We start from the raw sequence: 12,550 nt of genomic DNA, 5'->3' as shown, positions 1-12,550 counted from the left end.
CAGGAAGCATCAAGAAGGAAACACCATGCGTCGTGTCGTCGTCACCGGCCTGGGCATCGTCTCTTCCATCGGCCACGGCGCCGAGGAGGTGACCCAATCCCTGCGCGAAGCCCGTTCGGGCGTCGTTCATGCCCCCGACCACGCCAAATACGGCTTCCGCAGCCAGGTCTGGGCGCCGCCCAAGATCGGTCCGTGGGAAGAGCTGGTCGACCGTCGCGCCGCGCGCTTCCTGGCCAACGGCACCGCCTGGGGCCACATCGCCTTCGAAGAGGCGTTGAAGTCGTCGGGCATGACGGCGGACGAGATCAAGGACGACCGGATCGGCCTGATCGTCGGCGAGGGCGGTCCCTCGACCCAGGTGATCCTGCAGGCGGCCGCGACCACGGTCGAGAAGGGCGCGCCCAAGCGCATCGGCCCGTTCGCTGTGCCCAAGGCGATGGCGTCGGGCCCGTCGGCGGTGCTGTCGACCTGGTTCCAGATGCGCGGCATCAACTATTCGATCAGCTCGGCCTGCGCGACGTCGGCCCACTGCATCGGCGCCGGGGTCGAACAGATCCAGTGGGGCAAGCAGGACGTGGTCTTCGCCGGCGGCTGCGAGGACATCGACTGGTCCATGTCCAACATGTTCGACGCCATGGGCGCCATGTCGTCGGACTTCAACGACAATCCCTCGGTCGCCTCCAGAGCCTATGACGCCAACCGCGACGGTTTCGTCATCGCCGGCGGCGCCGGCATCGTGGTGCTGGAAGAATACGAGCGGGCCAAGGCGCGCGGCGCGACCATCTATGCCGAAGTCACCGGCTATGGCGCCAACGCCGACGGCTACGACATGGTCGCCCCCTCGGGCGAGGGCGCCCAACGCTGCATGAAGATCGCGCTGGAACAGGCCGGCAATCCGAAGATCGACTATCTAAACCCGCACGGGACCTCGACGCCCGTGGGCGACGCCAAGGAGATGGAGGCCGTGCGCGCCGTCTTCGGCGACCAGATGCCGATGATCTCCTCGACCAAGTCGCTGACCGGCCACTCGCTCGGCGCGGCCGGCGCCCAGGAAGCCATCTACTGCCTGCTGATGATGCAGAACGGCTTCGCCGCCGAAAGCGCTCATATCGAAAATCTCGATCCGGCGTTCGAAGGTATGCCGATCCTGCGCCAGCGCCACGACGGCGAACTGACCCACGTCATGTCCAACAGCTTCGGCTTCGGCGGCACCAATGGCACGCTGATCCTGTCGAAGGTCTGATACGAGACCGTTCGGCTCCGTCATCCGAGGGTCAAGCCTGAGGATGACGGGACGGAAGTGAAATCGACGGCTTTATTGCGCGTGCAAGTCAGCTATTAGGCTTGCGCCGTCGATTTTTTCGAGATCGGCCGTTTACACGACCGGTTCTCACCCTTAGAGAGCGTCGCCGTGACGCAGCGCCTGACCAAAGCGATGACCCTGAAAACCACCGGCTTCGGCGGGGCGGTTTCGGGTGCGCGCACGGTCTAGCGTCAAACCCGATCCCAAGCCCCGCCGATGCGCGGGGCGGTCGAACCGGCTGAACCCCGCGCCTCCATCCTTCCAGGAGACGCCTACATGTCCTTTTCCCCGTCCAACCCACCCCACGTGGGTATCGTCGGCGCCACAGGCCTCGTCGGCGAGATGATGCGCGGCCTGTTGGCCGAGCGGAACTTCCCGCTGGCTTCGATGCGCCTGTTCGCCTCGACCCGGTCGGCGGGCAAGACGATCCGCTTCGGCGAGACCGACATCGTGGTCGAGGATGCGGCGAGCGCCGACTACGCTGGTCTGGACATCGTCTTCTTCTCGGCCGGCGGCGAGACGTCCAAGGCCCTGGCGCCCAAGGTGGCCGCGGCCGGGGCGGTGGTGATCGACAATTCCTCGGCCTGGCGTTCTGACCCCGAGGTGCCGCTGGTGGTCGCCGAGGTGAACCCCCACGCCCTGGCTGACCTGCCCAAGGGAATCATCGCCAACCCCAACTGCACCACCATGGCCGCGATGCCGGTTTTGAAGCCCCTGCACGACGCGGCGGGGCTGAAGCGTCTGACGGTCTCCACCTATCAGGCCGTCTCAGGTGGCGGGATCGAGGGTATCCGCGTGCTGGAGGACCAGTCGCGCGCCACCGTGGGGCAGGGCGCGGCCCTGGCCCGCGACGGCGGGGCCGTGGACTTCGGCGCGCCAGAGAAGTGGGTCGTGCCGATCGCCGCCAATGTGGTGGCCCTGAACTATACGCTTGGCGAAGACGGCTACACCGACGAGGAACTGAAGCTACGCGACGAAAGCCGCAAGATCCTGGAAATCCCCGGCCTGCCGGTCTCCGGCACCTGCGTGCGGGTGCCGGTCTTCACCGGCCATTCGCTTTCGATCAACGTCGAGTTCGAGCGCCCGCTGTCGGCGGCTCAGGCGCTGGATCTGCTGGCACGGGCGCCCGGCGTGGTGGTGACGGCCGTGCCGAACCCGCTGGAAGCGTCAGGTCAGGACCCGGTCTTCGTCGGGCGCGTTCGGCCCGATCCGACGGTCGAGCATGGTCTCGCCCTATTCGTCTCGAACGACAATCTGAGGAAGGGCGCGGCCCTGAACGCGGTCCAGATCGCCGAGGTGCTGGTCCAGCAGCGCGGCTGACCGGCGAGCTTAGTCGTAGCGCACGCCGCTGAGATAGAGCCCTGCCGAGGGGGCGACGGGGCCGCACCGCGCGCGGTCCTTCGCCTCCAGCGCGACCTTGACGTCGTGGGCGCTCCAGCGACCCAGCCCCACCTCGACCAGGGTGCCGGCCATGGACCGGACCTGGCGGTGCAGGAAGCTGCGCGCCTGAAACACCAGATGCACCTCCTCGCCGAACCGGGTGACGCGCGCCACGTCCAGCGACTTGACCGGCGATTTGGACTGGCAGCCGACGTCGCGGAAGGTGGTGAAGTCGTGGTGGCCGACCAGGACCTGGGCCGCATGGTGCATGGCCTCGGCGTCCAGGGTCTTCTTGACGTGCCAGACCCGGTCGCGCTCCAGCACGGGCTGGGGGCGGCGGTTCAGGATGCGGTACAGATAGCCCCGGCCAGTCGCCGAGAACCGGGCGTGCCAGTCGGGATCAGGCGCATATTCAGCCGACAGGACGCAGACGTCTTGACGCACCAGATGGGCGTTCATGGCGTTCAGCACCGTATCGACGGGCCAGTCACGTTCCAGATCGGCATGGATGACCTGGGCCGTCGCATGGACCCCGGTGTCGGTGCGGCCGGCGGCGGCGATGCGGATCCGCTCGCCGGAAAAGGCGTGGATCGCCGCCTCCAGCGCGCCCTGGACCGTCGGCTGGCCGTCCTGGGCCTGGAAGCCGTTGTAGGCCGTGCCGTCGTATTCGATCGTCAGCTTGTAGCGCGGCATCAGCCGAGCACGGTCCCGGCCGGCAGGGCGAAGCCGCGCAGCATCTCCTCGGCCGATTGCGCCGCCTTGCCCTCGCGCTGCACGCGGATCAGACGCACAGCGCCGTCGCCGCAGGCGACGGTCAGGGCGTCGTCCAGCACGGTTCCAGGCGCGCCCGATCCGTCCGCCAAGCCCGACAGCAACGCCTTGATCCGAACGGGGCCGGCCTCTGACGGGGCCTCGAACCAGGCGCCGGGGAAGGGCGCCAGGCCGCGGATGTGGGCGTCTACCTCGGCGGCGGGGCGGCTCCAGTCGATCCGGGCCTCGGCCGGGGTGATCTTCTTGGCGTAGGTCGGCTCTCCGACCTGTTCGGACGGCGTGACGCCGCCCCGGTCGATGGCGGCCAGCGCGCGGGGCCACAGGCCCGCGCCGACATGGGCCATCCGTTCGGACAGGCTGGCGGCCGTGTCGTCGGGCAGAATGTCCATCAGTTCGCTGAGCAGGATTGGGCCTTCGTCCAGACCCAGGCTCATCTGCATGATCTGGACGCCAGTCTGTTTGTCGCCGGCCATGATGGCCCGCTGGATCGGGGCGGCCCCGCGCCAGCGCGGCAATAGGGAGCCATGCAGGTTCAGACAGCCCAGGCGTGGCGCCTCCAGCACCTCGGTCTTCAGGATCTGGCCGTAGGCGACGACGCAGGCCGCATCGAGATCCAGGCTTCTGAAGGTGGCGATCGCCTCGGCGTCCTTCATGCTTTCTGGCGTGAAGACGGGCAGGCCCATGGTCTCGGCGAAGGCGTGGACGGGCGACGGCGTCAGCTTCTGCCCCCGGCCTTTGGGGCGCGGCGGCTGCGAATAGACGGCGACGATTTCGTGACCCGAGGCGATCAGCTCGGCCAGGGACGGCACGGCGAAGTCGGGAGTTCCCATGAAGGCAAGGCGCATGGGCACGCCTTTAGAGCATGATCGTTTCGGACGGAACCGCAATGCGGTTCAGGCCGGAGCGTGAATCATGCTCTGCAGGAAAGTGGTTTAGGCCGCCTACTGCCAGCGCGTGAAGACGCCGCCGCCCTCGTCCCATTCGCCGCCCGCGTCCAGCGCGTCGTCGAAATCGAGCAGACGGTCGAGCAGCAGGCCCGCGACAACGCCCAGCAGGGCCACACCGGCCAGGGTGGCGACGCCGGCGACACCCACCTTCTGGCTGCGCGTCAGGCGACGACGGCCCGAGGAGTCGATGATCAGCGAGCGGCCGCGCGGGATTGACGGCGCGATCCGGCGCGCAGCGCGTTCGATACGTTCGGGGCGGACGATCTTGGTCATCAGGCGGCGATCCTGTCGCGGGCGGCCTTCTTGACCTTGGTCACGGCGCGGTCCCGCTTGAGACGCGACAGATGGTCGATGAAGAGCACGCCGTTAAGGTGGTCCATCTCGTGCTGGATGCAGACGGCGTAGAGGCCCTCGGCCTCTTCCTCCACCGACTGACCGTCACGGTTCAGATAGCGAATGCGAACGCGGGCCGGGCGTTCCACCTTGTCGAAATACTCGGGGATCGAAAGGCAGCCTTCCTCGTAGGTGTAGAGCTCGTCCGAGGTCCACAGGATTTCCGGGTTGGCGAAGAAACGCGGGTTCTTGCGCGCCTCGGCGTTCTCGGCCGCTTCTTCCTCGGTCTCGCAGACCACGCCGTCTTTGTCGCCCAGGTCCATGACGATCACCCGGTCCAGAGCGCCGATCTGCACGGCGGCCAGGCCGATGCCCGGCGCGTCGTACATCGTCTCTAGCATGTCATCCATCAGGGCGCGGACGGCGTCGTCCACGGCCGCGACGGGCTTGGACACCTGCTTCAGGATCGCCAGGTCGGCGGCGTTGTCGATGGTGAGGATGCGTCGAATGGCCATGGCCGGGACGTAGGCCCGCCCCGGCGCAAGGTCAAGATTTGCGCCTCGTGACGCGCGTTACGCCTTGCCGGGCAGAGGGCGAGGTTTGCGGTGCTTGTCGATGGCGACATATGTGAAGACGCCCTGGGTCACGCGCACCGAAGCGGCCTGGGGCTGGCCCCGCGCCCGCTTCCACGCCTCGACCTGGACGCGGATGGAGGTGCGGCCCGAGCCGATGACATGGGCGTAGATGCTGACCTCGTCGCCGACCGAGACGGGCTGGTGAAACACCATGCCGTCCAGCGCCACGGTGGCGCAGCGCCCGCAGGCCAGTTCGAACGCCGGGGTCGCGCCCGCAAGGTCCATCTGCGCCAGCAGCCAGCCGCCGAAGATGTCGCCCTCGGGGTTGGTGTCGGCGGGCATGGCGATGATGCGACCGACGGGCTGGAATTCGGGAGGCTGTTCGGGGGCGTTGGACATGGAGGGGCCTGCAGTTCGGGGAGGCGGGCTCTCTAGCGCGGCCTTAGCGGTTTGTCGCCCTTGAGCGCCCTGGGACGTGCGGGCTCTGGCACGGACAGGGTCAGACGGGATGTGCGAAAAGCCTGTGCATCGCGCAGGGCGCGCCAGGCGGCGCCCAGTTCCATGGCGGTCAAGAGATGATCGTGGGTCAACACGCCGCGCCGAGACGCCCGCAAGGTCGCGACATCGGCCATGAGACGCGCAGCGGCTTGAACATCGTCGCGGTCCGACCGCGCGCCCAAATCCTCCAGCCGGGCGAAGCGCCATCCCTGTTCGGGCGGATAGCGCAGGGCCAGGGCGAAGCGTTCGGACGGTTCGATCTGACGGGCTATGAAGATCCAGTCCGCGGTGTAGGGATCGCGACGATAGTGGCCCGGCTGGGTGGGCAGGCCGGCCTGGGCGTATATCTCCAGCGCGCCCGCTTCGATTTCAGCCAAGGCCAGGCTCAAGGCGTCATGTTCTTCCGGCTTAAGCTCGGTCGGCCGATCGAACGGGTCGATCGTGTCCTCGGCGGGCGCAGCCGGTGACTTGCGTGAAAACAGTCCCGAAAGCAGCGCCCGCCGTCTGGCCATGACGTCAGTTGTTGTTGAGCGTGCTGGTCACCGACACATCATAGACGACGCGGGTCAGGCTCTGAACGACCTCGAAGAACTTGCGCATCTCCGCGGCGCCGGCCAGGGGCACATAGATCACGTCCTCGGGCATGACCTCCATATTGGTGGCGGCGAACACATTGGCGGCGTCGCTGAAGTCCAGCTCGTAGACGACCGGCACGCCGCGCGGCGTGGCGGGCTGATTGATGCCCAGCGCCTGCGCGACTTCGGGACGTTCGAAGCGGAAGATCAGAACGCGACGCGCATTGGCCGTATTGGTGTTCAGGCCGCCGACCTTGGACAGGGCGCCGGTCAGGGTCACGGGACCGGCGGGCATATCGACCTGGGCCACGGCGTTCAGGCCGCCGAAGGTCGAGAAGCGACGGGGCTTGTACTGAACATTGACCACGTCGCCGCGCTGCAGACGCACGTTCTCGCCGAACTCGGTCGTCACTGCCGACAGGGGCGCGGTGTAGGTGCGGCCCTCGCGCTGGATCGAGATAGTCAGGTCGTCGGTGGTGCGGGCCGAGCCGCCGGCCGCGGCGATCACGTCCAGGATACGGTCGCTGTTGACGCCCAGCGGCGCGCGACCCGGCTGGCGCACGTCGCCCAGCACGTTGACCGTGTTGGAGGCGTTGCCGGCGATGGACACCAGCACCTGCGGATTGGCGACCTTGCCGACCAGGGCGCGCCGGATCGCGGCAGCCGCCTGGGTCGAGGTCAGGCCCTGAACACGTACCTGTCCGCCGAAAGGAATGGTCACTGAGCCGCTGCGATCGACAGTCGCGCCGGGAAGGGCCTGGTTGCCGCCCGACAACGTTGTGTTCGTGCGGCTGGACGAGGATCCGGAGCCCAGCGTTCCTCCGAACAGCGCGCCCGACGGGTCGAAGATCGAGATCGCCAGGGTGTCGCCCTCACCAATCACGTCTGCGGGCTGATCGCTCGATCCTGCGGCGAGGCTGCCGAAGAACTGCGGCGGAACCTGCTTCATCCGTTCGGTCGCTTCGAACGTCAACGGCACCAGCGCATAGCTGCCCAGAGCCGAGGCGGTCGTAGCCCCGGCGTTGACCGAGGCGCCCGAGGGCCCGTCGCGAGGCAGTGTGGAGCAGCCGCCGAGAATGGCGACAATGGCAAGCGGCAGGATGGTGCGCGTCATGAAGCTGGATAGCCCTCGTTCGCGGATTGATTACAAGCCTTTGGGCGCGCTCGCCAGTGACGAAACGGGCGGAAGGCCGATGACGTCGGCGACGATGCGGAAATGCTCGGTCCAAGACGGCGCCTGGTAGGAGGGGGGCGGTATCGGCGCCGCCTTGGTCGTACGCTCGATGGCGGCCAGCCAGCCGAGGCCGTCGAGCGGATCAATCAGTTCGGCGTTCGGCGTCAATTCGCGGTGCGGCGGAATGTCGGAGGCGATCAGCGACAGGCCCATGGCGCACGCCTCTACGGCGGGCAGGTCGAAGCCCTCGACGGAGGACGGGGCGAGTACGGCGCGCGCCCCGCGCATCAGCCTGGCCAAGACGGCATCGGACAGATTCGCCGCCTGATGGACGACCCCTTGCAGATTGGGCGAGCGTTGCAGGTGGTCCAGCACCGCTTCGTTCTCCCAGCCGTAGCGACCGACCAGCACCAGGGACGGCGTCTGATCGCCCATCCGTTCTTCCAGCCTGCGCCACAGAGTCAGTAGCAGAGCCAGGTTCTTGCGCGCCTCGATCGTGCCGACGTGGACGAAATAGGGACGCGGAGCCGCGATGGCGTCGCCGGCGACGAAAGCCGGCTCCAACCCGAGGTGGGCAACGTGGACCGGCGGCAGAGGCAGACCCTCACGCTCGGCGAAGGCGCGGAGTTCATCGCCGGTGTAGGCGGAGTTGACCATGATCCGGCTGGCCAGACGCAGGGTGTTTGACACCCGCGCGTGGTGTTTGTCGCCGTCGCCGGGCCGACAGAATTCAGGGTGAGTGACCGGGATCAAATCGTGCAGCAGCACGACGCGTTCGATCCCCGCCGCCTTCAGATCTTCGAGCGCCGTCGGCTGGTGCAGGGTGGTGTGGCCGACGGTCAGATACAGGTCGGCCTGCGGCAGCGGGGCGACGTGGCGCGAACGGAAGAACTGTTTGAACACCCGCGTCTTGTCGGCGGGCTTCTCCTTCTCGGGAGCGGGCGCCGGGCAAAGCACCGAGGCGGCCGGCCGTCGTTCCGCCGTCAGGGCGGCGAGCAGCCGCTGTTCGTGCGCCAGATCTGCGGCTGTGCTGGCGGCGCCGTTCCATTTGGCGCGCAGGTCGGCCACGAACCGCCGGAACCAGCCGATCTCGACGGCGACCAGCCGGTTCTTGCGGCCACGCACCGGGATGGTCGTGATATCGGGCGAGGCCAGCAGCCATTCGGCATAGGCCAGACACACCCGGTCCACGCCCGTCGGTGCCGACCGTTCGGCCCGGCTCATCAGCCGGCTGGCGTCGTAGAGAATGCGCATACTAGGCGACGTAGCCGGCCTGCATCAGTTCGGCGATATGGACGATGGCCGTGGGTTTGCCGTCCTCGACGACGAACAGATTGGCGATCTTGTTGGCGGTCAACAGATCGACGACGTCGCTCATGCGCGCATCCGGGTCCACGGTGATGGGATTGGCGCCCATGATATCGGCCGCCGTAAGATGGGTGGTGTCGCGCTGGAACGCACGGCGCAGGTCGCCGTCGGTGACGATGCCTGCCAGCGCGCCATCGGCGTCCAGGACGGCCACCGCGCCCTTTCGGCCTTCGGTGATCGCGGAGACCACATCGCCGAAGCTGGCGTTCAACGGGACGCTGGCCGGGACGGCGGCATTGTCACCCATCCATTCGCGCACGCTTTGCAAGCTCATGCCCAGGGCGCCGCCGGGGTGGTGCAGGCCGAAGTCCATGGCCGTGAACTTGCGGCGATCCATCAGCACCATGGCCAAGGCGTCGCCCAGGGCCAGGGTCATCAGGGTAGAGGTGGTGGGCGCCAAGCCATTGGGGCAGGCCTCGGCGACCTTGGGCATGGTCAGGCAGACCGCTGCGTTGCGTCCCAGGAAGCTGCCGGGCCGCTGCGTGATGGCGATGACGGGAATGCCGTTGCGTTGGCAATAGATCAGCGGATCGCGCAGCTCGCGGCTCTCGCCCGAGTTGGAGATGGCGAGCACCGTCACGTCGGGACGCAGCATCCCCAGGTCGCCGTGGCTCATCTCGGCGGGGTGAACGAAGAAGGCGTTGGTGCCGGTCGAGGCCAGTGTGGCGGCGATCTTGCCGCCGATATGGCCCGACTTGCCCATGCCGGTGACGACGACATAGCCCGGCCGGCTCATGATGACATCGACCGCGCGCGCCATCGACACGTCGATCGAGCGTTCCAGCGCCTCCAGCGCTTCGATGTTCAGACGCATGACCTCACGGGCGCGGTCGGTCATCACGGCGATGTCGTCGGGGGTCGAGTGAGCGATCTCGGTCATAGTGTTCTGGCCCGCAGCCGGGCTCTCCTTCTTTGACGAGCGCGATCCGCCGTGAGTGCGTTTCGCGCGCCGCCTCCCTTTCAGACGACTTTGTCGGTTTCTGGTCAACCTTTGCCGCTCTGGCGCGTTACGCCGACCGGGGAACTAAAACAAAGAGTTTGATCGTCAATGCCGTCTCATGCCGGAGCCGCCTCGCTATTGCTCCCGACACCGCCCGTCGTCGCCGACGGGATCGCCCTGTTCCTGGACATGGACGGCGTGCTGGCGCCGATGGCCCCGACGCCCGACGCCGTCGTGCCGACTGCGCGTCGTACGGCGGCGCTGAAGGCGGTAGAGGCGCGACTTGCGGGCCGCGTCGCCATCGTCAGCGGCCGCACTATCGCCGAGATCGACCGCATTTCCGATCACGCCCTTGTCTCGGGCTCGGGCGTGCATGGCCTGGAGCGGCGTCTGAAGGACGGTTCCATTGAACGCAAGACGCCCGACGCCGGCGTCGCCCAGGCGCTGGACGCGTTCGAGGAGTTCGCCGCCGATCGCCCCGGCGTAATCGTTGAGGACAAGGGCGTCTCCGTCGGTCTGCACTATCGTCAGGCGCCGGATGAAGCCGGCGCCGCCAAGGGACTGGCCGCCGAGCTGCAGGCCGAAACGGGATTGACGCTCCAACCTGGCCATATGGTGCTGGAGTTGAAGACGCCCGGCGCCGACAAGGGCACGGCTGTTACGGCCTTCATGCAGGAGGCGCCGTTCAAGGGCGCGGTTCCGGTCATGCTGGGCGACGATCTGACCGATGAATACGGGTTCGAAGCTGCGGCGGCGCTGGGCGGATACGGCGTGCTGGTCGGCCCCGAGCGCGAGACGGCGGCCCGATACCGGCTGGACGATGTGGATGCTGTGCTCACCTGGCTTGAAGCCGTAGCGAAGGCCTGAACCGATGAAGCCCAATCTGGATCTGTTTCCCATCGGCAACTGCGGCGTCAGCGCCCTGATCGACCGCCAGGGGCGTTTCGTCTGGGCCTGCGCGCCGCGGGTGGACGGCGACCCGGTGTTTTCCGCCCTGATGGATGGCATGGCGCCCGAGCATGGCTTCTGGGCCATCGAGATGGATGACGTGAAGTCGATCGATCAGGCCTATGTCCGCAACACGCCGGTTTTGCGCACGGTCATGACGGCCGAGGACGGATCGTCAGCCGAGATCATCGATTTCGCCCCGCGTCATCCGAAGCACTCGCGCACCTATCGGCCGCTGGCTTTCGCCCGCATCGTACGGCCGCTGTCGGGCACGCCGCGCATCCGTGTGCGGTTGCGGCCCTCGACGGACTGGGGCGCGCGGCCGGCGCCGCACACCTCCGGATCCAACCACATCCGCTATATGTGCGCCGACGTCACCTTCCGCCTGACGACCGATTGTCCCGTGTCGCATGTGCTGGAGGAGCGCGTGTTCCGGCTGGAGCGGTCGCATGCCTTCTTCCTGGGCCCGGACGAGGGCTACGACCAGGATGTCGGCCACGGCGTGCAGGGCGCGCTCGATCGCACGGTCGCCTATTGGCAGGACTGGGTGCGCAAACTCTACCTGCCGCTAGACTATCAGGAGGCGGTGATCCGCGCGGCGATCACGCTGAAGCTGTGCGCCTATGAAGAGACCGGCGCCATCGTCGCCGCCATGACGACGTCGGTGCCCGAGTTCAAGGAGAGCGGGCGCAACTGGGACTATCGCTACTGCTGGATCCGCGACGCCTATTACACGGTGCGGGCGCTGAACCGGTTGGGTGCGGTCGACATCCTCGAGAACTACCTCGTCTATCTGAGGAATCTGGTCGACGATTCCGCCGGCGGTCATGTCCAGCCGGTCTATGGCGTGGGCCTGGAGCCTGGAATCGGCGAGAGCATCATCGACAGCGTCGAGGGCTACCGCGGCATGAAGCCGGTGCGGATCGGCAATCAGGCGCACGAACATCTGCAACACGACGTCTACGGACAGATCGTGCTGCCTCTGGTTCAGGCCTTCTATGACGCACGGCTGCTGCGTCCGGGTACGCTGGAGGATTTCCACGCGCTGGAGGCGATCGGCGAGCGCGCCTTCGCCATGCACGATCAGACCGACGCGGGCCTGTGGGAGTTCCGCACCATTGCGCGGGTCCACACCTATTCATCCGTCATGTGCTGGGCCGCTTGCGATCGTCTGGCCAAGGCGGCGGAACATCTGAACCTGCCGGATCGAGCCGCCTTCTGGCGTGAGCGCGCGCAGATCATCCGTCAGCGGATCGAAGCGGAGGCCTATCTGCCCGACGAGGGCCGGTTCGCCGCCAGCTTCGGCGGCCGCGAGCTGGACGCCTCACTGCTGCAGATGACCGATCTGGGTTTCCTGGAGGCGCACGATCCGCGTCAGGTCGCCACCTTCGACGCCATCGAGCGCGATCTGAAGAAAGGCAGCCACCTGTTCCGCTATGTGGAGCCGGACGACTTCGGCGAGCCGGAGACCGCCTTCAACTTCTGCACCTTCTGGTTCATCGAAGCCCTGCACCAGAACGGCCGCATCGAGGAAGCGCGCACCATCTTCCAGGAAATGCTGAGCCGGCGAACGGCCGCAGGGCTGTTGAGCGAGGACATCTCGATCGACGATGGCGAGCTGTGGGGCAACTATCCGCAGACCTATTCCCTGGTCGGCATCATCAATTGCGCCGTGCTGTTGAGCCGTTCCTGGACCGATGTGCGTTAATGTCTGGACCCCGGGGCTGGGGTCGCCGTG

At 67.2% G+C, this 12,550-nt stretch carries 13 protein-coding genes; 4 read left to right on the top strand and 9 right to left on the bottom strand.

Annotated features, from left to right (window positions below; translation table 11 throughout):
- Nucleotides 1–25 precede the first annotated feature (25 nt).
- Together fabB and AC3WRC_RS06910 are read left to right on the top strand one after the other, a co-directional pair.
- Complete coding sequence (gene fabB / locus AC3WRC_RS06915; protein ID WP_017504958.1) at nucleotides 26–1,243, top strand: beta-ketoacyl-ACP synthase I; 1,218 nt, start codon at nucleotides 26–28, stop codon at nucleotides 1,241–1,243.
- A 336-nt stretch (nucleotides 1,244–1,579) separates the two neighbouring features.
- Nucleotides 1,580–2,623 carry an aspartate-semialdehyde dehydrogenase gene (locus AC3WRC_RS06910; RefSeq protein WP_492303347.1) on the top strand — a complete coding sequence of 348 codons (1,044 nt, stop codon included), beginning with the start codon at nucleotides 1,580–1,582 and terminating at the stop codon, nucleotides 2,621–2,623.
- Between the two features lie 9 nt (nucleotides 2,624–2,632).
- Here AC3WRC_RS06910 and truA read toward each other — a convergent pair whose 3' ends face one another.
- The 9 genes from truA to AC3WRC_RS06865 all read right to left on the bottom strand — a co-directional run bounded on the left by truA (nucleotide 2,633) and on the right by AC3WRC_RS06865 (nucleotide 9,804).
- Nucleotides 2,633–3,376 (bottom strand): tRNA pseudouridine(38-40) synthase TruA, encoded by a 744-nt coding sequence (truA, locus tag AC3WRC_RS06905; protein WP_492303346.1) that lies wholly within the window; start codon nucleotides 3,374–3,376, stop codon nucleotides 2,633–2,635.
- On the bottom strand, nucleotides 3,376–4,299 hold the full coding sequence (fmt, locus tag AC3WRC_RS06900; protein ID WP_492303345.1) for a methionyl-tRNA formyltransferase: 924 nt from the start codon (nucleotides 4,297–4,299) through the stop codon (nucleotides 3,376–3,378). The genes truA and fmt overlap by 1 nt, the downstream gene beginning before the upstream one ends.
- 96 nt (nucleotides 4,300–4,395) lie before the next feature.
- Complete coding sequence (locus tag AC3WRC_RS06895) at nucleotides 4,396–4,674, bottom strand: hypothetical protein (protein WP_082854149.1); 279 nt, start codon at nucleotides 4,672–4,674, stop codon at nucleotides 4,396–4,398.
- Entirely contained in the window at nucleotides 4,674–5,249 is a 576-nt protein-coding gene (def, locus tag AC3WRC_RS06890; RefSeq protein ID WP_039243916.1) for a peptide deformylase, read from the bottom strand. Before def ends, AC3WRC_RS06895 begins: the two co-directional genes overlap by 1 nt.
- A gap of 57 nt (nucleotides 5,250–5,306) precedes the next feature.
- Nucleotides 5,307–5,708: an acyl-CoA thioesterase gene (locus AC3WRC_RS06885; RefSeq protein WP_492303344.1), complete on the bottom strand. Its 402-nt coding sequence runs from the start codon at nucleotides 5,706–5,708 to the stop codon at nucleotides 5,307–5,309.
- A gap of 32 nt (nucleotides 5,709–5,740) precedes the next feature.
- Nucleotides 5,741–6,319 carry a hypothetical protein gene (locus AC3WRC_RS06880; protein ID WP_492303343.1) on the bottom strand — a complete coding sequence of 193 codons (579 nt, stop codon included), beginning with the start codon at nucleotides 6,317–6,319 and terminating at the stop codon, nucleotides 5,741–5,743.
- Nucleotides 6,320–6,323: 4 nt separating this feature from the next.
- On the bottom strand, nucleotides 6,324–7,496 hold the full coding sequence (locus AC3WRC_RS06875; RefSeq protein WP_055754356.1) for a polysaccharide biosynthesis/export family protein: 1,173 nt from the start codon (nucleotides 7,494–7,496) through the stop codon (nucleotides 6,324–6,326).
- 30 nt (nucleotides 7,497–7,526) lie between these two features.
- Entirely contained in the window at nucleotides 7,527–8,810 is a 1,284-nt protein-coding gene (locus AC3WRC_RS06870) for a glycosyltransferase family 4 protein (RefSeq protein ID WP_492303342.1), read from the bottom strand.
- A gap of 1 nt (nucleotide 8,811) precedes the next feature.
- Nucleotides 8,812–9,804 carry a KpsF/GutQ family sugar-phosphate isomerase gene (locus AC3WRC_RS06865; protein WP_055754358.1) on the bottom strand — a complete coding sequence of 331 codons (993 nt, stop codon included), beginning with the start codon at nucleotides 9,802–9,804 and terminating at the stop codon, nucleotides 8,812–8,814.
- 168 nt (nucleotides 9,805–9,972) lie between these two features.
- Here AC3WRC_RS06865 and otsB point away from each other — a divergent pair, with 168 nt between their 5' ends.
- The gene (otsB, locus tag AC3WRC_RS06860) at nucleotides 9,973–10,731 is read left to right on the top strand and encodes a trehalose-phosphatase (protein ID WP_492303341.1); all 759 of its coding nucleotides are present in this window, start codon (nucleotides 9,973–9,975) and stop codon (nucleotides 10,729–10,731) included.
- A 4-nt stretch (nucleotides 10,732–10,735) separates the two neighbouring features.
- Entirely contained in the window at nucleotides 10,736–12,520 is a 1,785-nt protein-coding gene (locus AC3WRC_RS06855) for a glycoside hydrolase family 15 protein (protein ID WP_492303340.1), read from the top strand.
- The last annotated feature ends 30 nt before the right edge of the window (nucleotides 12,521–12,550 follow it).

The sequence above is a fragment of the Brevundimonas sp. EU05-FHT14B07 genome, from assembly GCF_058790795.1.
The sequence above is the reverse complement of the archived record's forward strand: the minus strand, read 5'-3'. Positions and strand labels throughout refer to the sequence as shown.